The sequence below is a fragment of the Aquincola tertiaricarbonis genome (genome assembly GCF_000969605.1).
GTDB classification, from domain to species: domain Bacteria; phylum Pseudomonadota; class Gammaproteobacteria; order Burkholderiales; family Burkholderiaceae_C; genus Aquincola; species Aquincola tertiaricarbonis.
The window spans coordinates 121763-145385 of record NZ_JZUE01000017.1 but is presented as its reverse complement, the minus strand read 5'-3'; the positions used below and the strand labels follow the sequence as shown (position 1 = coordinate 145385).

21 protein-coding genes and 1 tRNA gene are annotated in these 23623 nt (G+C 65.6%); 16 read left to right on the top strand and 6 right to left on the bottom strand.

Features of this window, described 5'->3' with window-relative positions; genetic code table 11:
• The first annotated feature begins 139 nt into the window (after positions 1 to 139).
• A complete protein-coding gene (locus VO99_RS30375) occupies positions 140 to 925 on the top strand; it encodes a hypothetical protein (protein WP_157039646.1) in 786 nt (261 codons plus the stop codon).
• A gap of 425 nt (positions 926 to 1350) precedes the next feature.
• On the opposite strand, the gene VO99_RS19035 is transcribed toward VO99_RS30375, so the two are convergent.
• Positions 1351 to 2637 carry a tyrosine-type recombinase/integrase gene (locus VO99_RS19035; protein WP_083440740.1) on the bottom strand — a complete coding sequence of 429 codons (1287 nt, stop codon included), beginning with the start codon at positions 2635 to 2637 and terminating at the stop codon, positions 1351 to 1353.
• Between the two features lie 290 nt (positions 2638 to 2927).
• Between VO99_RS19035 and VO99_RS29025 the strand changes: the two genes are divergently transcribed.
• The 4 genes from VO99_RS29025 (at position 2928) to VO99_RS19020 (ending at position 5919) form a co-directional block, all read left to right on the top strand.
• Entirely contained in the window at positions 2928 to 4166 is a 1239-nt protein-coding gene (locus tag VO99_RS29025; RefSeq protein ID WP_052736450.1) for a tyrosine-type recombinase/integrase, read from the top strand.
• A gap of 152 nt (positions 4167 to 4318) precedes the next feature.
• Positions 4319 to 4543 carry a helix-turn-helix domain-containing protein gene (locus tag VO99_RS29690; RefSeq protein ID WP_083440739.1) on the top strand — a complete coding sequence of 75 codons (225 nt, stop codon included), beginning with the start codon at positions 4319 to 4321 and terminating at the stop codon, positions 4541 to 4543.
• 73 nt (positions 4544 to 4616) lie between these two features.
• Complete coding sequence (locus VO99_RS19025) at positions 4617 to 5033, top strand: hypothetical protein (RefSeq protein WP_046114481.1); 417 nt, start codon at positions 4617 to 4619, stop codon at positions 5031 to 5033.
• Entirely contained in the window at positions 5026 to 5919 is an 894-nt protein-coding gene (locus VO99_RS19020; RefSeq protein ID WP_046114480.1) for a hypothetical protein, read from the top strand. The genes VO99_RS19025 and VO99_RS19020 overlap by 8 nt, the downstream gene beginning before the upstream one ends.
• Positions 5920 to 6769: 850 nt before the next feature.
• On the opposite strand, the gene VO99_RS19010 is transcribed toward VO99_RS19020, so the two are convergent.
• The gene (locus VO99_RS19010) at positions 6770 to 7426 is read right to left on the bottom strand and encodes a recombinase family protein (RefSeq protein ID WP_046114478.1); all 657 of its coding nucleotides are present in this window, start codon (positions 7424 to 7426) and stop codon (positions 6770 to 6772) included.
• Positions 7427 to 7749: 323 nt separating this feature from the next.
• Between VO99_RS19010 and VO99_RS19005 the strand changes: the two genes are divergently transcribed.
• The 10 genes from VO99_RS19005 (at position 7750) to VO99_RS29685 (ending at position 17733) form a co-directional block, all read left to right on the top strand.
• Entirely contained in the window at positions 7750 to 8268 is a 519-nt protein-coding gene (locus VO99_RS19005; RefSeq protein WP_157039645.1) for a hypothetical protein, read from the top strand.
• Complete coding sequence (locus VO99_RS19000) at positions 8265 to 10007, top strand: DEAD/DEAH box helicase family protein (protein ID WP_157039644.1); 1743 nt, start codon at positions 8265 to 8267, stop codon at positions 10005 to 10007. The genes VO99_RS19005 and VO99_RS19000 overlap by 4 nt, the downstream gene beginning before the upstream one ends.
• 169 nt (positions 10008 to 10176) lie before the next feature.
• The gene (locus VO99_RS18995) at positions 10177 to 11088 is read left to right on the top strand and encodes a hypothetical protein (protein ID WP_157039643.1); all 912 of its coding nucleotides are present in this window, start codon (positions 10177 to 10179) and stop codon (positions 11086 to 11088) included.
• 1 nt (position 11089) lies between these two features.
• Positions 11090 to 11605, top strand: coding sequence for a hypothetical protein (locus VO99_RS18990; RefSeq protein ID WP_046114474.1), 516 nt, complete (start codon positions 11090 to 11092; stop codon positions 11603 to 11605).
• Between the two features lie 52 nt (positions 11606 to 11657).
• Entirely contained in the window at positions 11658 to 12116 is a 459-nt protein-coding gene (locus VO99_RS18985; protein WP_157039642.1) for a virion core protein, T7 gp14 family, read from the top strand.
• Between the two features lie 13 nt (positions 12117 to 12129).
• A complete protein-coding gene (locus VO99_RS18980; RefSeq protein WP_046114472.1) occupies positions 12130 to 12381 on the top strand; it encodes a hypothetical protein in 252 nt (83 codons plus the stop codon).
• A gap of 119 nt (positions 12382 to 12500) precedes the next feature.
• The gene (locus tag VO99_RS18975; protein ID WP_046114471.1) at positions 12501 to 15374 is read left to right on the top strand and encodes a lysozyme family protein; all 2874 of its coding nucleotides are present in this window, start codon (positions 12501 to 12503) and stop codon (positions 15372 to 15374) included.
• Positions 15374 to 15814, top strand: coding sequence for a hypothetical protein (locus VO99_RS18970; RefSeq protein ID WP_046114470.1), 441 nt, complete (start codon positions 15374 to 15376; stop codon positions 15812 to 15814). Before VO99_RS18975 ends, VO99_RS18970 begins: the two co-directional genes overlap by 1 nt.
• Before the next feature lie 37 nt (positions 15815 to 15851).
• On the top strand, positions 15852 to 16256 hold the full coding sequence (locus VO99_RS18965) for a hypothetical protein (RefSeq protein ID WP_157039641.1): 405 nt from the start codon (positions 15852 to 15854) through the stop codon (positions 16254 to 16256).
• 469 nt (positions 16257 to 16725) lie between these two features.
• A complete protein-coding gene (locus VO99_RS29685) occupies positions 16726 to 17733 on the top strand; it encodes a DUF2806 domain-containing protein (RefSeq protein ID WP_083440738.1) in 1008 nt (335 codons plus the stop codon).
• A 96-nt stretch (positions 17734 to 17829) separates the two neighbouring features.
• On the opposite strand, the gene VO99_RS18950 is transcribed toward VO99_RS29685, so the two are convergent.
• The 3 genes from VO99_RS18950 to VO99_RS18940 form a co-directional block, all read right to left on the bottom strand.
• Positions 17830 to 17920, bottom strand: a tRNA-Ser gene (locus VO99_RS18950).
• A 15-nt stretch (positions 17921 to 17935) separates the two neighbouring features.
• Complete coding sequence (locus tag VO99_RS18945) at positions 17936 to 18865, bottom strand: SPFH domain-containing protein (protein WP_046114466.1); 930 nt, start codon at positions 18863 to 18865, stop codon at positions 17936 to 17938.
• A gap of 37 nt (positions 18866 to 18902) precedes the next feature.
• Positions 18903 to 19334: an NfeD family protein gene (locus tag VO99_RS18940; protein ID WP_046114465.1), complete on the bottom strand. Its 432-nt coding sequence runs from the start codon at positions 19332 to 19334 to the stop codon at positions 18903 to 18905.
• A 122-nt stretch (positions 19335 to 19456) separates the two neighbouring features.
• Here VO99_RS18940 and VO99_RS18935 point away from each other — a divergent pair, with 122 nt between their 5' ends.
• The gene (locus tag VO99_RS18935) at positions 19457 to 21703 is read left to right on the top strand and encodes an arginine/lysine/ornithine decarboxylase (RefSeq protein ID WP_046114464.1); all 2247 of its coding nucleotides are present in this window, start codon (positions 19457 to 19459) and stop codon (positions 21701 to 21703) included.
• 45 nt (positions 21704 to 21748) lie between these two features.
• Here the strand turns inward: VO99_RS18935 and VO99_RS18930 are convergent, their stop codons facing one another.
• On the bottom strand, positions 21749 to 23608 hold the full coding sequence (locus tag VO99_RS18930; protein WP_046114463.1) for a glucokinase: 1860 nt from the start codon (positions 23606 to 23608) through the stop codon (positions 21749 to 21751).
• Between the last annotated feature and the right edge of the window lie 15 nt (positions 23609 to 23623).

Sequence of the window (23623 nt, the reverse complement as noted above, 5' to 3'; positions counted from 1 at the left end):
GCCTGCGGCCCAACTGGCTCAAGCAGGCGCTCGCCAATGGCAGTGCGCTGGAGTCGTTCCGCGTCGAAAGCTGATCCGGTCCCTCGGGCGCGTGTTGAAGAGTGCGAGACGCGCCGCACCGAGAGCAGCAGCTGTTCGAATGGCCGACGACGTTTTCAGCCCGGACAGCGCGGCCGGTGGGCTGCCGCGGCTTCGGCCTCCCATGGGCCCTCCGCCCCTACTTGGCCTGTCACCCAACTTTCCTGTGCCCCATCCGTTCGAGATCCCTGAAGTCCAAACTGCGCCGAGCGCGGCGCGTCTGGCAGCCGAAGCCTTTTTCTCACAACGTCCAGCGCAGCAGCCGGACGCCGCACCGGTGGTCACCGTCGTCAAGGGTAGGGTCGAACAGCCTTCGCTGCCTGAACTGGCGGCGGCACCTGCGGACGAAGCCGCGCGACCACCCCGCGTGTTCCGATTGCCGTCGCCTGCGTCCACCGAGGCGAGCTTGCAGACGGCACGTCCGTTGACGGCCGCAGGCGCGCAAGCGCCCGCCAGCCCGGAGACCGGTGCCGACGACGTGGAAAGCGCCGAGGCCCCGAAGCGTCGGCGTTCGAGGCGACGACTGCATGGTGAAGTCACCATCACGCGTCCGAACGACACAGTCCCTGTCCCGAGGCAAGGGCCAGACGTGTTGACCGAGCGGGTCCCAGGCACGGAGCCGGCTCACCTGGCGCCGGCGCGCCTGGAGCAGGTGCGTTCCGCGGTGCAAGAGGTCGCAGAAGGCGGCGACGCCTGGCCACGCTATCCCGCGATGCTTCAGCGGCTGCGTGCGCTGCAAGCCGAGGCCGAGGCAGCCAGGCAGCGCGAGCGCCGGGGGGCGCTGGTCTGGATCCGCCAAGCGATCGTCGACTACGACCTGTCGCCGTCTGAGCTGGGCCTGCGCTAAGACGGCAAAGACGACCAGGCGCCACCTTGGGGCGGCCGGCGTGGCTCCGGGCCCAGGCAGCAACGGATGCCGAGCAGGGTCCCGCGTGATTGCGCTGCTCGTCATGACCCTCCAGGAACGCCGGATTGGTGGACCACCGGTGTGAATGGCAAAACCTTCGTCGAGCGGGTGCGTGGCGACGCCGGAATTGGCCTTCCGCACTTCCACGAGGCCCACGACGATCCGCGCCACTGCCCACAGCTCCCCCGCGTTCGTGGAAATCAGTTCGGGCATCAGGCGTGCTGCATCCCTGTGCCAGAGCCGGCCTCGTCTTCTACCGCTGCAGCGTCTGCTAGGCTGGGTCGCGCTGGCTGCACATTCCCAGTTTCATGCTGTCTTACTGGGACTCTGTGTAAGCATGTGAACGGGTCAGCGTACGGGCGGACTTACATCTCTTTGGTGGTGCCAAGGTAGTTCGCCCAGTCCTGCAATAAGGCCCGGCGCTCGTTGGCGAATTTGGCGCGGTTGTAGGCGGCCCGCACGCGGTTACCTTCCTCATGGGCCAGGCAAGCCTCGATGACGTCTGGTCTACCGGCGCCGGTCTCGTTGGCCCAGGTGCTGAACGTTGCCCGGCACAGGCCGTGCACGGTGGTCCGTTTGCGCTCGCCCATGCGGCCCAGCACGGCCAGCAGCGCCATGTTGGACAGCTGTTTGCCGTCAAGCCTCGGGCTGGGGAACACAAATGCCTGTCCGTACCGCTGCAGCGCGCACAGCAGCGCCACCGCGCGCGGTGTGAGGTAGACCGCGTGATCCTCTCCGGCTTTCATCCGTGCCGCGGGTACTACCCACAGCGCCACGTCGAGATCGATCTCCTGCCAGGTGGCGTCGATCACCTCGCTTGTTCGTGCTGCCGTCAACACGGCGAGTTCCAAGGCCCGGGCCGCAATGCCCTCAGTGGCCCTCAGGCGGCGCATGAATTCAGGCGCCTCGCGGTAGGGCAGGGCCGCCAGCTGGCCGCGCTCACGGCGGGGCATCCCCTCGCGCAGCTTGCGGCGGATCGCGGCTGCCGGATTCGTACCGCACCAGCCGTGGAAAACGGCGTCCTCGAATACCGCATCCAGCCGCTGGCGGACGCGCTGCACCGTCTCGTCCAATCTGGCATTGGCGGTCACGTTTCGTGCCCGCTCGTGTGGCTTGATGGCGGCCAGCGCGCTCAGCAGCGCCGGCGCGGTGATGCTGCTCACCGGCGCATGCCACAACGCCACCGGCATATGATTTTCCAGGCTGCTAATCCACTGCGCAGCGTGCTTAGCCGTCCGGCTGGGCTCGATGACGCGCTGGTGGTAGTCACGCGCCGCGCAGGCCAGGGTTAGGGCCTGCTGCATCTTTGCCGCCTTCGCCTGTTCGACAGCTTGCCGCTGCGCGTCGCGCCGCTGGTCGCGTTCGTCAATCGGGTCGACGCCTCGCTGCAGCAGGGTGCGTGCCTCTGCGGCCAGCTCGCGGGCGCCGGTCAACGACTGGCCGGCTTGGGCAGGGTTGGCTCGATGGGCCGGGCCGAGTCCCATCTCACGCCGCTTGCCGGTGGCCGCTGTGTAGCGGAAGACCCATGTGGCGCTGTCGCCACATGCTCGCAGCAGCAAGTTGCCACCGTCTGAATGGTCGCCGTCAGGGGCCGTCTGAACCGCGCGCACCGAAAGCAGGTGCAGGCGCGTCGGAAGGCGCTTGCGTGGCATGTGGAGCTCTCCTTATCCGCCTGCCTATCCGCCAGTAAGCGCTGCATTTGCTGTCGCGCTACCGGCGCCGTGTGTCACGGCGCAGCAGTCTGGATTCAGGAGAAAACGCAGTCAAATCAACTGCTTACGTGCACTGTCTGTCGCGTACTGTCGCCGTACAGGCAGAGTATTCCGGCGGAGAGAGCGGGACACTCCGCTTGGAGCCTGATTTCTCCTTTGTAGAGGGAAGATGAGGGGGTTGCGTGGGGGAAAGGCGTGGGGGAAACTGGGTACAAACCGGAGTCCGCCACATGTCCCACATCGAGAAGCGCCGCAACCTCTGGTACGCCACACTGAAGGTCCCCGAAGCCCTCCGCGAGAAGCTCGGCAAGACCAAGTTCCTGCAGTCTCTTGGGACACCCGACAAGCGCCGAGCAGAGGTCCTCGCAGGGCCGGTCATCGCTCTATGGAAGGCCGAGCTTCGGCAGGCCGAGGGCGAGCCGGATGCGGTGCAGGAGGAACTGAAGCTGTGGCGCCGCACGATGGCCGAGGCCAGGGGGCAGGGCAATCAAGAAGCGGAGGCCATCGCTCACGGGATGCTGCAGGACAGGGCTCAGGAACTGGCGAAGATACGGGGCACCGAGACAGCCGAGCACTTCGGGGACGTGGCCCTTGGGCTCCGCACGCCGAGCATCGAGCATTTGGATGGCTGGGCAGCATCCACATCGCACCTTGCACAGAAGACCCAGGACCAAGCGGCCAAGGACGTGAAGGCGCTCCTCGCCAAGTTCCCAGCCATCGAGGACATGACAGCCACCGCAGCCCGGAAGTGGGTGGACCACCTCGCGAAGACTGGAACCTCACCGGCCTCGCTCAAGCGCATGGTGTCATTCTGGCGCAGCTACTGGCGCTACCTTGAGTCGGTGGACGCGGTGACCCCGAACGCCTTCCCGTTCGTCTACAGACCTCCAAGGGCCGCTAGGAAGACCGTGGGGGACTCTTGGGTGCCCTTCGCTCCCGCGGATGTCCCAAGGCTCTGGAAGGCCGCGGAGGAGGGCGGGGATGTGGCCTTGGCTGACCTCATCAGACTGGGCGCGTACAGCGGAGCCCGCATCGAGGAGCTGTGCAGCCTCAAGGTGGCCGACATCAAGGCCAAGTCCTTCACCATCGGGGACGCGAAGACAGCCGCGGGGGTGCGCGAGGTTCCGCTTCACAGTGCTGTGGCCGACATGGTCAAGGCCAGGAAGGGCGCCTCGGACGATGGCTACCTGTTCGCTGGTCTGACCTTCAACAAGTACGGGGACCGGTCCAACGCCATCGGGAAGCGCTTCGGGCGCTTGAAGACCTCTCTCGGGTTCGATGCGGGCCATGTCTTCCACTCCTTGCGAAAGACGCTGGTGACGCTTCTGGAGGACGCTGGGGTGTCCGAGAACCTCGCGGCGGACATCGTGGGCCATGAGAAGCCGCGGATCACCTACGGGCTGTACTCGGGGGGCGCATCCCTAGCCACCAAGGCCGCGGCCCTTGAGCTGGTGAGGTACCCCACCTGATACTCGTCCCCGAAAGGGGAATACTCGCTCGCAATACTCCCCGTTCAGTAACTATCCCCTTTCGACATTCCCCGTTCAGGGAGTATGGGGCCTGCTACCGGCACCCCCTTAGTGGGGGTTTCCACTCACGACTCACATAATACACTGACCCCATGGACATTACCCCGCCCACTCCTGACCAAATTCGTGAGGTCGTCACATCCGCTGGGGTTACCCGCTCCGAGGCCGCTGCTCTGGTCCACGTGCAGATGAACGCTTGGCACAATTGGTGTGCTCCTGCTGCCTCGGTGAAGCACCGTCAGATGCCCCTTGCAGCGTGGGAGCTGCTACTCCTCAAACTCGATTTGCATCCGACGAAAAAGATGGTTGACCGGTAGGCTTGAAATACCTACAGTTACTCCATCGAGTCCGGGCATACCGTCTAGGCCGATTCCTCTCCGGAGTGACTCCATGCGTTTTCCCTTCGCACGCTTCCCCGTGTCCGCCCACCTGGCCGCCAAGGCCGACTCCCTGGCCCACAGCCTGGTCAACAAACTGGCCTCGCTGGCTGCCAAGATAATCTCCACCCGCTGCGTTCTTGCTTATGAGGAGCTGGACGACGAGGAATGCGAGGAGCTGGGCCTCCCCTACGACAGCACCCGTACCGATGCCATCTTCGTGGACCTCAACAAGAGCCTCGGAGGAAGCGTCAACCGCCTGCGGGTGGATGTCTGGATGGACCCACAAGACGGATGCCCCGAAGGGAGCTTCAACTTCGACCTCTTCGGCTACGGCGCTCGCATCCACTACCTGCGCCCCGGCCTGACCCCGGCCGACCTCACGGCTTGGCAGCAGGGCGGCTACAAGGCTGGCGTGGGCCATGCCTAAGGACACCGGTGCAGCGTTCTTCGCCCAGCTCGCGGCGGAGGTCACCAAGCCCCGCAACGGGCTCTACAAGATGCCTGACCCGAACACGCAGGTAGGCATTAGGGTGAGTCGGCGGATGGCCGTAGAGAGCCTTGAGGGGCTCTTGGACGCCTACTTCAAGTCCCCGAGGGGCCGGGAGAGGTTGAAGGGGTACGTTGAGGGCCTGGCTGGGACCCCAACGACAGTCGTCGGGGTCAGACGGTCCGGCTCTTTTCCCGACCGTCAGGAAATTTGGCCTACCAAGCCCGCTTCCAGCTTCCTCCTGCCGCAGGTGATGAAGCCTCGGAAGACCAGGTCCGCGGTCCGGCCCATCCTGGCCAACGGCACCGAGGGCCTGACCTTCCATCTGGCTGACCGCTGCGTGAAGGCCGCATACCGTCAGTACGAAGGACGCGACGACAGGACCGGCTCCGCGCTGCTGGAAGTGTCCCCGCTCATGGAAGCCAACGCCTGGGCCAAGCTGCTGCTCAAGTGGTGGCATCAGCTTGAAGCTTGCGACCACGCCCCCGTCATCGCGGAGATGGCGAGAAGGGGCCCTTCGTGGGCCCGAGTGCTGACCTCCGAGAGCATGCGCGAGGAACGTCAGGCCCTGAAGGCCCCCGTGAGGCTCTACCGGGCCCACTACGAGGGTGACGACCACTTGGCCGCCCAGCACTATCCCACCGCTGAGGCAGCCCTGGCGGCCTTCCAGAGCACCGCAGACGAGGACGGGGACACGGTGGTCATCGTGGAGGTCATGGCGGAGCTTCATGCGGTCGCGCTTCGGGCTACTTTCTGGGGAAGCCCGGAGTACTTCGTCAACGTGGCCGATGGGTGCCGTGAGGTGTCCCGGACGGTGCTCGGGTAGCACTGGACCTTCTTGAAGGGCAAACACAGCCTGGCGAAAGGGGACGGCGCCTTCGCATGTTGCAGGACGTGACGGAATGGGGCATCGTCCGGCCGTCGTAACTGCAGCTCCTCCATGGACCCCCTGGCGCCTCTCTTCCTTTGGTACGGCGCTTCCGCTGTCGTCCTTGTCTTTTTCGTCTTCAGAGCGTTCCGCAAAGTGCGGGCGTGGCTAAGGGCGATGGCACTGCACCGGCGCCTCATGCAATCAGACGCCAAGTACCAGCTCCTCAATTACCGCCAAGTGGACGCATCGGCCAGTACCTCGTGGACCTACAAAGCCGCAGCCCGGGTCTACCTGCTTGACCGACTGTTGGAAGAAGGCACGTTGAGCGGAGAGGAGCACCGGACGGCCACTCAACGGGCATGGGCGGGGGTGCGCAGGGGGGAGCCCCCAAGGCGCTCTTGATGGACTGGGCGGGGAATGCGGGTTGCTCCTTGAGCGCATGAGCGAAGACGATCACCCCAGCGTTTTGGCCATCAGAAACGCCCGAAGCCTCAGCGCGGCGGCGAGGGTCATACGACGCCACGTGTTGCCTCCTGTAGGGGACCGGGCCCTTCTGGCGGAGATGCTTGCCGCGTTCCGTGGACGAGTCGCCATCGAACGCCGCATCGTGCAGCGTGCCGTTAGGAGAACAAAGGGGGACTTGGCTGCGTTCCGCGCTGCCCTTGAGAAGGCGGAGCGGGTCCTTCAGGAGGGCCCACGGGGAAAATGAGCAGAAATGTCAGCGGGTATCTATACAGGTAAAAGGAGCGCCTTCCCCCCGCGGCCCCCCTTGCTTCTGGAAAAAGGGACCCCCACCCCTCTTTCCCTAGGCCAGCCGTGCCACCACCCGCTGGAGCTGCACGAGGCTCCACTGTCCGCCCCGCGGAGTGGTCACGCCGGCACCGTTGAGCGCATCGACCATTGCCCTCTGCGTCATGCCCTGGCCCCGGTAGGCCTCAAGCGTGGGGCGCAGCCGGGCAGCGAAGGCGGCAGCATCCTGGGCCCTGGCCCCGTTGAGCGGCTTCAGGCTCTCAGGGTTGCCTACGGGCTTCCCTGCGGCCTTCTTGGCCTGTAGCGCTTCGCTGATGCGCTGGCTGATGCGCCTGCCCTCGTGCTCTGCCATGGCCGCGTAGATGTGGATCATGGTCCGGTCAGCGGTGGGGAAGTCACAGCACCGGAACTGCACGCCCGTCTCCATGAGTCCCGAGACGAAGTGAACGTTGCGGGCCAGGCGGTCCAGCTTGGCTATCAGCAGCGTGGCCTTGCGCTTCTTGGCCAGAGCCACAGCCTCCCGAAGACCTGGGCGCTTCTCCAACGCATTGGCACCCTTGCCGGTCTCGATGTCTTCGAACTCGGCCAGCAGCGCAGCGCCGGTGCCGGAGGTGTAGCGGCGGACCGCTTCGCGCTGGGCATCGAGCCCCAGGCCTGACCTCCCTTGCCTCTCAGTGCTCACCCGGTAGTAGGCGACAACCCGCTCAGTCATGGACGCCGCTCCCGGCTGTGACAACACTCCTGCAGTGTAGTACGTGTGTTGTCAGACCGCCTTCCCTGGGCAACACCATCGAAATCGCCAAGCCCATCAAGGGCCTGCACGGGCCCCAGGCCGGAATCGCGGTCTAGACCCCGCCCTTCGCAAAGAAGCCGAAAAGCTCATCGGTCCTTGTTGTCCCTCCCGGCTGCCCTTCGGGGCGGCTGGGTCAGGGCTTGCCTGAGCGCACCTGCTTTGTTTGGGCATCGTCCGCAGAGGCAGCCGAGTTTTTTGCAAATCGTCCGCACACCCCGACCGGGGACCAGAAGGAACCCCTTATGACCCCCCACAAGCGCTCGACAAGAGCTACGACCTCCTCGGGCCGCATCGCCTCCCCTGAGGCGCGCGCCACTGTGCGCACGTCAGGAACGGTTGCCAAGGCGACCATGTTCCACTCACATGCTTCCTACCTTGCTGCCGCCTACGCCTACCGCTGGGCTGAGCGAGCGGGACAGCCTGGCCTCTCTTCGTCCGCCATCATGCGCAGGGCTTTGGCGGTCTACATCAAGCACCTAGAGAACCCGGCCACGGACGCGGCTTATGAGTGCTGTGCCCTGAAGCGCGGGAGCGAAGACTCGGGCGTCGATACCCTCATGCACGAAGCGGCAATCGACCGCCTCCAAGCCCTTGAAGCGCCCGCCGAGTTGCCCCCGTTCCTAGACATCCTGCGGGGCCCTCATCGGTCTGCCGAGCGGGCCGCGTCTGATGCCCGTGTGGAAGCGCTCATCGCCTCAGTGATGAACGACCCGGTGATGCGCCGAAAAGCCACGGCAGTGCGCAAGGAGACTACCGCGTGACCGCATCCCCCAATGTGGCCCCGCCGTTCTTTCTCACTCGTCCCGCATCGCTGAAGACCTACGCCCTGTCGGCACCGGTGGGCTCGGGCAAGACCCGGGCGGCATGTGAGTACATCGCACGGACGGACATGGCCTCAGAGAACTTCCTGTACGTGGCGCCGACCATCAAGCTCCTGGAGCAAACAGCAAGGGACCTAGATGCTCGCCTAGCGGCCTCTGGGGACTCCAGGCGGGCCGTAGTGGTCCACTCAGGGAACGCCGGCCAAGGGGACCTTCCGGCCCGTGTCGAGGCCTTGCGGCTTCTCAACGAGGTGGAGGGGCCCGAGGGCTGCATCCTGATCTTGACAACCCACACGCTGCTGAAGGTGCTGGCCGAGATTCAACACCCAGGCCACTGGCGGGTGATCCTGGATGAGGCCTTCTCGCCTGTCACCTTCGGCAAGTTCGAAATGGGTGACACGCCTGCGGAGAGCTGGGCCTACTTCTCCGAGGTATTCCACATTGACCCGGCGGAGGGTTACCGGGTGGTCCCACACGAGGGCACCCAGGCCAAAGTGAAGGACATCGCAGCGGGCCGGTGGCATAGGGTGGGCGAGAGAGCCAAGGGTCTTGAACAGATGGCCAAGTTCGTGGCCAACCCCGCCACCCGATGTGAGGTCGGGGTCACAGACAAGGTGCGGTCCCTCCTAGCCGATCCAACCTTGCAGCAGGACCCGGAGCACCAGGTGAAGACGCTCTACTTCGCCAGTTACGTGAGCCCGGAGTACTTCCGGGGCTTCCGTGAGGTGCTTTTCCTGTCCGCCCTGTTCGAGAAGACGATCCTCTGCCAGCTCTGGACCAGAGCCCTGGGAGTCACCTTCACGCGCCATCCGAGCTTTCCTGAGGACCTGCTGAGGGACACCCATGGGGAACAGGGCAAGTACGTAGCAATCGGCCACCTCCTGCACAAGGACGACAGGGCGAGCATCTACAACCTGGCCCGCAACTCGACGACCGGAGCCCCGGACGAGCGCCGACACGGAGAGCGGGCAGTGGACAGGCTCATCGAGGCGGCAGCCCAATACTTCCGGGCACAGGGCGCTAGCTCCTGGCTGCTTCAGACCAATGAGGCCTTCGGGTATCACGGGGGGGAGCTACCCAAGGGAGCGGTGTTCCTGCCGACGATGTCCCACGGTCGGAATGACTACCAGCACCATGACAACGTGGTCGCGCTGGCGGTAACCAACCCGAACCCTCAGCAGCTTGAATGGGTGCAGACCCGGACCGGGCTAACTGCGGAAGAGGTGACCCAGGCTTTCCGGATCCATGTCTGCTATCAGGCGGTGGGCCGGTGCTCCATCCGCAAGGCGGTGCCGACCACCGACCGGAAAGTCTTCCTTGTGGCAGGTCGTGAAGATGCCAGGTTCCTAGCGGACCTCTTCCCGGGCTCCACATGGCTAGGCCAGGTAGGTGACCTTCCCTCAGTCTCTCGGCTCGCAGCATCGGCTAAACCGGAAAGTGAGGTGCAGCGGCTGACCAAGATCATTCAGAGCTACCTGGACGGCCTGGGGGAGGACATCTTCTCTGTGTCTACCCGCGAAGCCAAGGCCCACCTGAACTACACAGGTCAGACCAGGACCTGGACCAGGGCAGTGAACGCCGACCTCAGCGGCTGGCAGTTGCTGGGGAGGTCCCTTGTCCGAAAGACCGCCGCTCACTACGGCTTCACAACTACAGGAGAAGAGGAGGTCGTGAGTTAAACGCCATTCCTTCTTACATAGCTAAAGCTACGGTGACTCTTAAGTCGGCCATTCCTTGAAGGAGGTCGTCCCTACGCAAGCAGCTTGCAGGTCAATCACCGTCACCTCCACAGGCCCCCATCGAGGGGCCTTTGTCATTTCTGAACCAACAACAAGGACACGAGCAAACATGGTCACTCGATACCAACACGGCGCCCCGGAAGAGGGCTCTATTCCTCAAGCTCCAACCATCGACAGCACCCCCATCTCACGGGTATGCGGGGAAGTCACTCGCTTCAACCCGTACTTCGACGGTGAACCCGCATCGAGCTGGTACAGCACCCATCAGGTGACACGAGATGGCACCGCAGGGGGCTCGGTGGCGGGCACCCTGGACTACCGGGGCATCTCCATGACGGTAGAACTCGTCCCCGGAGACCCGACCACCCGCACTACCGTGGCCTCGGCCCTGCGTGAAGGCCTCATCGAGGAGTACGCACCGGGCAAGTACCGCGACAAGGTAACCCCAGACGGCAAGCAGGCCACCTACGAGTTCCCCGAGGCCCCGAAACCGCAGGAACAGCAGCCTCAGGAACAGCATTTCGATGCTGAAGACGATGCTCTCTGGGCTCAAGACATCGAACCCCTTCCGCAGCATGCCTATGACGCTGCTACTGCATCTGTGGTCGCGTTCGTCACCCAAGGGCACGGCAGTTTCGAGGACACCGCTAAGGCGCTCGCTCAGAACGCTGGCATCGAGCCGGCCCTTGCGCAGGAATACGTCAGGGAAGGTTATGACCACTACAAGCGAGCTGTGGGCAAGGCCTTGCAGCCGATGGGCTTGGAAGGTGCTCGCCTGGAAGAGTTCTACGACTGGGCCCGTGGCCAGCAGGGCCTGCACGAGGCGGTCAGTCAGTTGGCCGTGGTCCGCAACATGGAGCCCTTCAAGGCCCTTGCGGTGACCTTCAAGCGCACCAACCCGGGCGACCTATCGATGTACACCAACGCGGGCTTCCAAACCCACGTGGACCAGACCAACGGCGATGTCCTCGTCCGCATGGGCACCGGTCAATGGGTGCGTGCGGCCGACCTGGCGAAGTGACATGACCATCCAACTGTCGCTCCCCATCCACCCCGATGGCCCTCCGGTGCTCCTCACGGTCCCCAGCATCCTGGCTGACACGGGCTCCATCTACGCCTGCCCGGCCGTGGCCTCGGATGCCGATGTCCTGCAGCTTCGTCATGAGGATGCCGCTGCGTCTTCGCTGGACTGGCGCGAGAAGGTCTTCGATGCCATCGAGGCCCACGGTGGGGCCTCCTTCCGGGACAGCTCGGGCCACCTCCTGGGCATCTTCGGGCTCACCTCGGGCCCCGGCTATGCGCTGCCCTGGCTCCTCTGCGATGTCATCCCGGCACCGCTGCAGCGCCCTGTGCTCCGCATCTCACATGCGGTGGCCGACCAGCTCAGCGCTCTGGCTGATGCCGGTGTCCTAGTCGCCAACCAGGTGCCCCGAGACAGCGCCGAGAACCGGCGATTCATCGAGGCCTTGGGCTTCTCCATCAACACGGCCCCGACCTCCACCGGTCCGGACCTCTTCCACTTCAAACGCCATGTGTGATCCCGTAACCCTCACCGCCCTGTCCGTGGGTGTGAGCACCGCATCAGCGGGCTTGTCCTACTTCCAAGGTACCTCGAACGCGAAGACGGCTGCCAGCAACATCAAGACCGCTGCCGAGCAGCAGCAGATGGACCTGGAGCGCCAGAACGAACAGCAGCGCCAGGCTGCCGCTGGCGAGATGAACGAGCACGCTCAGCGGCTGATGAAGGACAACGCCCTGTTCGACGTGGTCACCGGGGAGTACGGCGGTGGCAACACCGCGGAACGCTCCCGGGCTGTCGCGTCGGTCCAAGGCGGTGAGCAGATGGCCACCCTCTCAAGCAACGCCCAGTCAGCACTGCAGGAAAACAGCTTCGCAGCCTCTGCGGCCTCAACCCGCGCCAATGCCCAACTCGCCTCCATCCAGCGTCCGTCGCTCTTCGGCACGGCCCTGCAGATTGGCGGTGGAGCGGTGAACGCCTACACGGGGTACCTCAAGTACAAGGCACCGGCCGTCAAGGACCCCAGCTAACCCAAGGGACCACATGAGCAATCCTTTCTACCAACCGTCCTTCTTCGACACCATCGAGTACCGGCTGTACTCACAGCTTGTGCTGCGAGAAGGCCAATGCATCCGCAACGCAGACGGCACCCTGGTGAGCGGTCCCCCACACGCCCCGTACCAGCTCGAACCGAGCTACCTAAAGGACCAGACGGCCCGCATGGTGGCTCGCATCAACCAGGAGGTCGATAGCCTGGTCTTCGCACGCGACCTCATCGCGAAGGGGGCGCGATGAGCGACCTTCGCATCAGTGGCCGCCCCCAAGTGCGGTCCGACCGACAGGGCACCCCTGCGGTAGCCGTTACGGCCCGTCCGCAGCAGTGGGGTGTAGCTGCCCCACAAGGCAACTCGGAGGTGAACGGCCTCATCGCTGGCCTTTCCCAGTTCAACCCGGCGCTTGCACAGTTCAACGCCCAGCAAGCATCGGTAGCCAACTACCAAGCCGAGAAGCAGGAGGTCGAGGACAAGCGGAAGTTCGCCGCGGAAGGCAGCGCTCTTGGGCAGGGGATCGAGTCCCCGCGGGATGCCCTCACGGGTGCCCCCATCGTGCCCCCGCAGACGGTTCCCTCGGCCTACGCTGACACGTTCGTGAACTCCGTTCAGGAGACCCTGGCGCACCGCACCGGCGTGCAGGACAAGGCCGAGGTAGTGGCCCGGTACAACGAGCTCAAGGACACGGAAGGCTTTAATGCTCAGGCCTTCCTGACCGAGGAACGCAGCAAGGCCCTTGCGGGCATCAAGGACCCACGTGCGGCGTCCATCGTCGGCAGCCACTTCGTGGAGCTGGAAGCCATGGTCCGGGCCGAGGACGAGCGCATCAGGCTCCGGCGCAGGGACGAGGTACGAGCTTCGTCCATGGCTCAGACCGCTGCCGACATGTTCACCGGCAACATGTCCCCCTCGGAGCTGGCGAGCACCTACGGGGTCTTCCAGGAGCGGGCCAAGGCCCTCAACTACACCACGAAGGAATCGGCCCAGTTCCTGCTGACCCAGCTTCAGCACGAGTCCACCAAGCTCGGCGGGAGCCCGGAGCTGTTCAGCGTCTTCGATCAGAAGGACGCCGAAGGGATGACCCTGATGGCTCGCAATCCGCAGCTCATCCCGCTCATCGACCAGGCACGCCATGAGGCTACTAAGATGCGCGACCGGGCCATCATGGAGGGCAGCGAGATTCCCCGTACCAAGGTGCTGATGGGGATCGAAAAGCAGATCGAGACGGACCCGGCGTCCGTCACTCAGGACCTAATCCTGTCGCACATGGGCAAGTTCGGTGCGGTGCAGTCTCCTGGACAGGCCCTCTCGCTCCTGAGCCGGGCGCAGGAAGCGCTGGCCAAGAAGACCGCTACTGAGGCTTTCACCGCCGATGCCAACGCTGGCGAGCTGTGGAGGCATGACGCGCCCATCCAACGCCAGGTGCTGGACTCGCTGGCAGGCGGCCTGGTGCAGCAGATGGCCAAGGCGACTGCGGCTAACGATCCGGCAGCAGTAGGCCAGGTGGCGCACCAGCTCATGCAGCTTCACTCACGCACAGGCGCCACGGAGCCGGTGGACCAGCTCCAGCGCTACGTGAGGACGCTGACCAGCAACCTACCGAACAAGGCGGGGCCCTCTTCGGCCTTCCAAGCGGCTGGCGAGCTCTACAAAGCCCTGTCTGCCAATCCAACGTACCGAGACATGTACTTTAACGAGGAGACCTCCAAGATCATGGAGGGGTACACCTCGGCCATCGGTGCTGGATCGGATGCAATCAGCGCCTACACGCAGGCCTATCAAGCGGTGAGCCCTGAGGCAAAGGCTGCGGCTGAGGCCTACGTCAAGACGCCAGCCTTCAAGGCCATGACTCAGAAGGAGTCTCACAAGTACGTTGAGGGCACCGGCTGGCTGCCGGACTGGCTCGGCGGTGACCGTGCAGACAACCGCACCATGGTGGGCGCAGCCGTGGCGTCCGAGCTGCGGACTTGGCGAACCCGCAACCCGTTCGCAACCGAGAGCGATGCCCGTGCCTACGTCGAGTCCTGGACCAAGAAGAACTTCGTCCTAGACAAGACAAACAATGTGGCCGTTCGGGTGCCTCCAGGCCTGGGCGGGCCGCTGGCTCAGGAGGCACTGACCAACTACTCTGCCGAGGTCGGCAAGCGCTTCAACGTTGGGGATCGCAACGACGCTGACTGGTCCATTCAGTACGTCCCAACCGGCACTGACGGGAAGTACCACGTGGTTGCCTTCAACGGCGCTGCCACCGCCGCATTGGGAAACGTGGACCTTCAAGAGCTGATGGTCAAGGAGCGGGCCAAGAAGGTCTTGAACGATGAGGAGCGGGAGCTTCTTGGGCAGATGCGTGATGCGAAGAAGGGCGGGGTCTTGCTGCCACTGAACCCCGAACTCATCGCCAAGGCCGAAGCGCTGCGCATCCTGAAGCCCGCGGAGGCGAAGCAGTACCGGGAGGTACAGCAGAAGCAGCTCATGGAGCGCATCGACTCCACGCCTAGGATGAATCTCGGAGACCCCAGTGCTGCCGCCCTGCAGCTTGCCCCTGCTCGCAAATCGGGCAACGTGGACAACCAGCTCACGGCGCGGGTAGCGATGGACCTCCTCGGCTCACCGATGTACGCCCCGCAGACACAGCATGTGTCCCTCGCTGCCTCCCTCATCACGATGGGCGAAGCTGTCGCCCTGCAGCCGTATGAGGACCCAGCCCACGCGGCCGGGAAGAACATCGGCATGGGCTACAACTTGAAGGCCAACGAGAAGACCGTCATGGACGACCTGAAGCGCAGCGGCGTTCCCGAAGAGCGCATCATGGACGTGCTGGACGGTCGTGCAGCGCTGACTCCTGACCAGGCCAAGCGCCTGCTGCTGACCGCGATGCCCCGCTACGAGAAGCAGGTCCAAGAGCTGGCCGAGTACGCCAGCCCGGGCCTGTGGGGCCGCATGACGCCCGCTCAGAAGGCGGTCATGGTGGATGTGGCTTGGCAGGTCGGCGATGCCAGCAAGTTCAAGAAGGCATGGATGGCCCTGGCCACCGGGGACGAAAAGACCTTCGCGGCTGAAACCAAGGTGTACTTCACCGACCGTTCGGGAGAACGGAAGGAAGACACCCGACGCAACAACCTGCGGGCCGCGATGCTGGCAGGGGTGCCGTACTGGGAAGCCACGGTGCAGAAGTTCGGCAGCCTGCCCAGCTCCAAGCTCCAGGCGATGGCCATGCAGGCCCCTGCGGCCCGCTGATGGGCTTTTTCCGTGTGACCTACGAGGGTGGCTTCAACGCCATCCTCCAGGCCAAGGGCGAGGCCTTAGCGACCAAGAGGGCCCGGGAGGCCCGCTCGGAGGAGCCCCAGGCCGTGGAGCACCTGACACCGCATGCCTTGTGGATGCTCGACGAGGCCAAGGCGGCTCTTCCAGTCGGGGCCCGTGCGGCTGCCAGGCGGTTTCGCAGCAGGCACCTAGCGGAGCTGGCCAAGGCCGCCAGGCGCGGCGAAGCTGCGGCCCGCAAGGCAGACAGGAAGAACGCCAAGCGTGAAGCCGAAAGGGCCGAGCGCGAGGCGGTCCGCCTTGAGGCCAGACGGGTTGCCCTGAAGGCCAAGAGGGCCGCGTCAGCGAAGGCACAGAGGGCCAAGAGCCGGGAGGCTCGAAGGTCAACCACAACGACAGCAACCAGGGCCCCTTGAGGGCCCTTTCTCATTTCAACGACAAGCAATCAACGACATGGCATCACACAGCTACCTCCAGACCGACTCCCGAGTGGGCCGCTGGAAGACGGACGCAGCCTTCGGGGCCGTGACCACCGAAATCAACCAGGCAGTCGCCGCAGGGCAGACCATCACGGGCCCCACGCGGGCCCAGCCGAGCCCCGTCAGGTCCATCCTGTTCAACGTGGTGGGCGGCGGTTCCTACGACCTCATCATTGAGATGAGCGCCAACGGCAGCACCTGGTGGAGCGACCGAGCGCGCCCCTTCCGCTCGCACGGCCTGCCTGCCGGCACCGATGGCTTCGTCCTGGATGCGATGCGCCCGGGCGGCACCTCTGCCTTCTACCGCGTGGTCTTCGTGGCCCGCAGCGCATCGGCATCGGTGGTCATCACCTCGCAGCCGGCCGCACAGGTCATCTGACGCGGAGGGACCGAGGACATGAGCACTCAGGAAATCACCGCTCAGGGCATCAAGCTCCCGACCCGGCAGATTGACGTTAGCCAGGACCTGGCCCCCGGGGAGGTCGCGAAGGGCCCTCCCAGGATCGGCACCGGCCCCGGCGAGGTCGTCCGGTTCGAGGTGCGTGCCCCGGGAGGTGCCTCATTGGCCGTGGAGGTCAACGCAGGGGATGGCCGGTGGCACGAGGTGCATCCGCGCCCAGATAGCCATGCGGAGGACGGAGCGGCCCGCTACGTGCTCGATGCGCTGGCCCTGGGTAGCCTACGGGCGATGCAGTTCAGGGCCGTGGTGAGGGCGCTGGGGGCCTCGGAAGGGGCCTTGGTGAGCCATCGAAGGATGGCTAGCGGGCGATGAGGTGAGACGGGTGGGTCCGAAAGGGCCTGCCCGATTTTTTCGCTGGCACGGATACTTGCGCCATCGGAGGTGCTCGATGTCAGAAGAAGCTATCGGTGGGGCTGCAGCAGTGGCGCAAGCAGTCTCAAAGCCCGTGGAACGGTTCATCGAGGTTGTAAGCGCCGGCATGGGCCGCCTATACGAGCCAACACACAGGCGGCGACTGGCAAAGGCGGAGTTCGATTCGCGTGTCACCATGGCAAACGCAGAAGTTGCGGTAGCAGACATCAAGCGCCGCGCGTCCGAGCGCCTCCAGGCCGTCGAAACAAGGCGGCAGGGCAACCTTGAGGCGATTGCAGACGGTGCTGTGGACTTGGTGAGGAGTCTGGGGGCACCTCCTGAGAAGGCCATTGAACCGGACTGGGCTGCCAAATTCTTCGATGAGTGCAAGGATGTTTCTGACGCTGCAATGAGGGAGGTCTGGTCCAGGCTGCTGGCCGGAGAGTTCACTACGCCAGGGGCCTTCTCTGTGCGCACCATGCGTGTACTCTCCGGGTTGAGTAGGGAAGAGGCCGCGCTTTTCCAAGAACTAGGTGCACGGACGTACACGGGCATTGCGCGGTCGGTGACGCCCTTTTGCCTCTCGCAGTTCCAAGCCAACTTCGAAGAAGCGGACCTTGGCTTCGACGGCCGATCCAGATTGGTCGCTGCTGGCCTGATTCAGGAGCACCCGGGCGGTCTCTTGGCATCTGAACTTTCCGACCCGCTCATCTTGGTATCTCTTTCGAAGTCGCACGTGATTCTTGCGGGCGGCTCGCCCGACCGTTTGCGAATGGGCACCCCTCTGCACCTAGGGTCAGTCTCTTTCACACCGGCGGGGCGGGAGCTATCGAAGCTGTGGAGCGGAACGGCGAACGATGTACACACTGCGGCGGTAGTCAACATGCTGCAGATGTCGGATTTTCGAGTGGCGCTTTCGCAGCGCGACGAGGCGACAGGCGAGTACCCGCTCCCCCAATGGGCACGTGACCTCATTAACCAGAAGAAGCGCCCGGGTGAGCCGCTTGTCGTCAACCTGCGTGCGCGGTTGAACGCCGGGCGCTAATGCTCCCGCTGCGTGGGGGAAAGGCGTGGGGGAAAGCAAAAAGCCCCTGAACGCTAAGTCATTGATCTGACTCAACATTCTGGGGCTTGCAAACACTGGCGGAGAGAGCGGGATTCGAACCCGCGGAGGGCTGTTAACCCTCACACGCTTTCCAGGCGTGCGACTTAAACCGCTCATCCATCTCTCCGGGAAGCCCGCGATTCTAGCCGAGGTTTTTGCCGCCGATGTCGGCGCTCTTGAACAGCGCCATCGCGCTGGCGACCAGTCCGCTCACCTCGCTCAGGTTGCCGGGCACGATCATCGTGTTGTTCACCTTGGCCAGCTGGCCGAAGGCGTCCACCGCCATTTCCGCCACCTTGAGCTGCACCGCCTCCGGGCCGCCCGGCTCGCGCAGCGCGCTGGCGATCTTGCGGATGGCCTCGGCCGTGGCATCGGCCACCGCCACGATGGCCGCGGCCTCGCCCTGGGCGCGGTTGATGTCCGCCTGCTTCTCGCCTTCGGACCGGGCGATGTTGGCTTCCCGCTCGCCGGTGGCGATGTTGATCTGCTCCTGGCGACGGCCCTCGCTGGCCGCGATCAGCGCCCGCTTCTCGCGCTCGGCGGTGATCTGCGCCTGCATCGAGCGCAGGATCTCCGCCGGCGGCGCCAGGTCCTTGATCTCGTAGCGCAGCACCTTCACGCCCCAGTTGGCCGCCGCCTCGTCCAGCGCATTGACCACGGCCGCATTGATCGCGTCGCGCTCCTCGAAGGTCTTGTCCAGCTCCATCTTGCCGATCACACTGCGCAGCGTGGTCTGCGCCAGCTGCGTGATGGCCACGATGTAGTTGCTGCTGCCGTAGCTGGCGCGCATCGGGTCGGTGACCTGGAAGTACAGGATGCCGTCCACCGTGAGCTGCGTGTTGTCCTTGGTGATGCACACCTGGCTGGGCACGTCCAGCGGGATCTCCTTGAGCGAATGCTTGTAGGCCACGCGGTCGACGAAGGGCACCAGGAAGTTCAGCCCCGGCGTGAGCGTGGCGTTGTACTTGCCCAGCCGCTCCACCACCCAGGCGTTCTGCTGCGGCACCACCTTGAGGGTGCGCACGACGAACACCACGGCAATGACGAGCAGGACGATCGCGATGATTTCCATGGTTGCTTTCGGCAAGGGTTCGGGAGGTATGCGCCGGTCAGCCCGGCAGGCGGTCCAGCAGCAGCAGGTTGCCCTGCACGCCGCGGATGACGTGCGGGCCGGGCAGGGCGGCGCCGCTGCCCACGTAGCGTGCGCTCCAGGTCGATCCGCGGTAGGACAGCCGCGCCTGGCCATCGGGTTGCCAGGCGGGCACCTGCACCTGCGCGCCCACGTCCAGCTGCAGCTCGGCATCGCCGGCCGCAACGGCGCGGCGCCGGCGACGCACCAAGTGCCAGACCGCCACCGCGCCGCCGCCCACCAGGGCGGCGATGGCCACCTGCAGGTTCAGGCCCAGGCCCAGGTGCGCGGCCAGGGCGCCGGCCACCGCGCCCAGCGCCATCATCAGCAGGTAGAAGGTGGTGGTGACCAGCTCCACCGCCACCAGCAGGCCGGCGATCAGCCACCAGAGGGTCGGCGCATTCCAGTCCATTGCGGCTCCTGTCGTGGGCGGGCAGTGTAGCGACACGTACACGCCCTACACTGCGCGGCTTTCCGGGGCTTGGAAGCCCATTTCGCCGCCGGCCGCCCCGGGGGCCACGAGGAGTCCTGCGCATGCTGCGTTTTCACTTTCCCATCGTCATCATCGACGAGGACTACCGGTCGGAGAACACCTCCGGCCTCGGCATCCGCGCGCTGGCCCAGGCCATCGAACGCGAGGGCTTCGAGGTGCTGGGCGTCACCAGCTATGGCGACCTGTCGTCCTTCGCGCAGCAGCAAAGCCGCGCCTCGGCCTTCATCCTGTCGATCGACGACGAGGAGTTCAAGGACGGCCCCGACCTCGATCCCGCGGTGCTGAGCCTGCGCAAGTTCATCGAGGAGATCCGCTTCAAGAACGCGGACATCCCGATCTACCTGTACGGCGAGACCCGCACCTCGCAGCACATCCCGAACGACATCCTGCGCGAGCTGCACGGCTTCATCCACATGTTCGAGGACACGCCGGAGTTCGTGGCCCGCCACATCATCCGCGAGGCCAAGAGCTACCTGGACGGCCTGGCGCCGCCGTTCTTCAAGGCGCTGATGGACTATGCGCAGGACGGCTCCTATTCCTGGCACTGCCCCGGCCACTCCGGCGGCGTGGCCTTCCTGAAGAGCCCGGTGGGCCAGATGTTCCACCAGTTCTTCGGCGAGAACATGCTGCGCGCCGACGTGTGCAATGCGGTGGAGGAACTGGGCCAGCTGCTGGACCACACCGGCCCGGTGGCGCAGAGCGAACGCAATGCGGCGCGCATCTTCAATGCCGACCACTGCTTCTTCGTGACCAACGGCACCAGCACCAGCAACAAGATGGTGTGGCACCACACGGTGGCACCGGGCGACGTGGTGGTGGTGGACCGCAACTGCCACAAGAGCATCCTGCACTCCATCATCATGACCGGCGCGGTGCCGGTGTTCCTGGCGCCCACGCGCAACCAGTACGGCATCATCGGCCCGATCCCGGAGAGCGAGTTCTCGCCCGAGGCCATCCGCGCCAAGATCGCCGCCAACCCGCTGCTCAAGGGCGTGGATCCCGATGCGGTCAAGCCGCGCATCCTCACGCTGACGCAGAGCACCTACGACGGCGTGCTCTACAACACCGAGACCATCAAGGCCAAGCTGGACGGCTGGATCGACACGATCCACTTCGACGAGGCCTGGCTGCCGCATGCGGCCTTCCACAAGTTCTACGGCGCCTACCACGCGATGGGCAAGAACCGCCCGCGCCCGAAGGAGGCGATGGTCTACGCCACCCAGAGCACGCACAAGCTGCTGGCCGGCCTCAGCCAGGCCTCGCAGGTGCTGGTGCAGGATGCGCAGAACCAGAAGCTGGACAGGCACCTCTTCAACGAGGCCTACCTGATGCACACCAGCACCTCGCCGCAGTACGCCATCATCGCCAGCTGCGACGTGGCCGCCGCGATGATGGAGCCGCCCGGCGGCACCGCGCTGGTGGAGGAGAGCCTGGCCGAGGCCATGGACTTCCGCCGCGCGATGCGCAAGGTGGAGAAGGACTATGGCCAGGACTGGTGGTTCACCGTCTGGGGCCCCGAGAAGCTGGCCGACCAGGGCATCGGCCGCCAGGAGGACTGGGTGCTGGAAGCCAATGCCACCTGGCACGGCTTCGGCAACCTGGCCACCGGCTTCAACATGCTGGACCCGATCAAGAGCACGCTGATCACCCCGGGCCTGGACATGAGCGGCAAGTTCGCGCCCACCGGCATCCCGGCCAGCATTGTCACCAAGTTCCTGGCCGAGCACGGCGTGGTGGTGGAGAAGACGGGCCTCTATTCGTTCTTCATCATGTTCACCATCGGCATCACCAAGGGCCGCTGGAACACGCTGCTGACGGCGCTGCAGCAGTTCAAGGACGACTACGACAAGAACGCGCCGCTGTGGCGCATCCTGCCGGACTTCGTGGCCGCGCATCCCACCTACGAGCGCATGGGCCTGCGCGACCTGAGCCAGTCGATCCACGAGGCCTATGCCAAGGGCGACATCGCGCGGCTGACCACCGAGATGTACCTGTCCAACCTCGACCCGGCGATGAAGCCGGCCGACGCCTATGCCCGCATCGCCCACCGCGATACCGAGCGGGTGTCGATCGACGAGCTGGAAGGCCGCATCACCACCTCGCTGCTGACGCCGTACCCGCCGGGCATCCCGCTGCTGATCCCGGGCGAGCGCTTCAACCGCAAGATCGTGGAGTACCTGAAGTTCGCCCGCGACTTCAACAAGCGCTTCCCGGGCTTCCACACCGACGTGCACGGCCTGGTGGAGCAGGACGGCGAAGCCTACGTGGACTGCGTCAAGGCGGAGTAGACCCAGGCGGGCACAACCACCAAGTGCCGGGCCTTGGGGGCCCCATCACACCACGTGTGAGATCAGCACCCCGGCAGCGGCGTTGCCGGCGGGTGCGCTGCCGGTGGGCGGCAGGCCGCCGTCGGGCTCGCGGCGCACGGCCACGCCCACGGCCATCATGTCCACCACCAGCAGGTGCAGGATGCGCGAGATCATCGACAGGAAGTTCGATGCGTCCTCGCTGTGGTCCACCGGCACGCACACCGTGGCCCGCCGCGACAGCGGCGAATGGCTGGCGGTGATGGCGATGACCGCCGCGCCGCGCTCCACCGCCACCGTGGCCGCGCGCACCAGCTCCGGCGGCTGGCCCGAGCTGCTGATGAACACGGTGACGTCGTGCGGCCCCAGCAGCTCGGCCGACAGCGCCTGCGTCGACAGGTCGGTGTGGGTGCTGGAAGGGATGCGGAAGCGGAACAGCTTGTGCTGCACGTCGGCGGCCACCGCGGCCGAGTTGCCCACCGCGTAGATCTCCACCCGGCGTGCGGCGCGCAGCAGGCCGATGGCCCGGTCCACGGCTTCCACGTTCAGCGATTCGCGGAACTGCATGATGGCCGAGATGGTGTTGTCCAGCACCTTGGCGCACAGGTCGGGCGTGGCGTCGTGACGGCGCACCTGGGTGCGCTGCACCGGGATGTTGCCGTTCAGGCCGGACGCCAGCTTGAGCTTGAAGTCGGCCAGGCCCTGCATGCCCAGCGAGCGGCAGAAGCGGATCACCGTGGGCTGGCTCACGTCGGCCATCTGGGCGATCACGCCCACCGGGTCGTTCAGCATGGCGCGCGGATGGGCCAGCACGAAGTCGGCCACGCGGCCTTCGGCCGGCGACAGCGTGGGCCGCGCGGCACGCACCCGGTCCAGCAGCGCATTGCCGCCATCGGGCGTGGGCAAATGCTCGGTGAGCAGGGACGACACGCCCAGGAAGGCCGGATGCTCGGCCGTGACCACATAGGTGGGAATGCGGGCCACGTAGTCGGACAGCCGGCCCTTGCGCTCGAAGCGCTCGCGGAAGCCCGAGCGCAGGAAGGTGCCGCCCAGCCGCGGCACGATGCCGCCGCCGATGTAGATGCCGCCGGTGGCGCCCAGCATCAGGGCGACGTTGGCGGCCACCGTGCCCAGCATGCGGCAGAAGCATTCCAGCGCCTCCGTGCACAGCGGGTCGGTCTCCCCCATCGCGCGGCGCACGATCTCCGCCGCCTCCAGCGCCTGCACCGCGGCGCCGGCATCGGCGGCCAGCGCGCGGTAGGTGAGTTCCAGCCCCGGCCCCGACACCAGCCGCTCGGCCGAGACATGCAGGTGCTGCTTCCAGGCGAAGGACAGCACCTTCAGCTCGCGCTCGTCGCTGGGCGAGAAGCTGGCATGGCCGCCTTCGCTGGCCAGCGTGGACCAGCGGTCGGCGCCGCTGGGCACCAGGCCGGACACGCCCAGGCCGGTGCCCGGGCCGATCAGGCCGATGACGCCCAGCTCCTGCGGCTCGCCGCCGCCCACCTGCATGCGGCCGGTCGGGCCGATGTGCGGCAGCGCCATCGCCAGCGCGGTGAAGTTGTTGACCAGCAGCAGCGTGTCCAGGCCCAGCCGGCGCTGCGCGTCGCGGATGGAAAACGCCCAGTCGCGGTTGATCATGCGCACCCGGTCGCCTTCGATCGGGTTGGCGATGGCGACCGCCGCATGCCGCGGCCGCAGCGCCACCGGCACCGTGCCGATGTAGGCCTGCACCACCTCCACGAAGCCGGGATAGCTGGCGCAGGGCAGCACGCTGATGTGCTCGAAGCGGCCCGCGACCTGCTCGATGCAGAAGCGGGCATAGGTGGCGCCGATGTCGGCCAGCAGGCGCGGTGCACTGCGGGACAGTGCGGGGGGCGTTGAGCTCATCGTCGCGTGGGAACC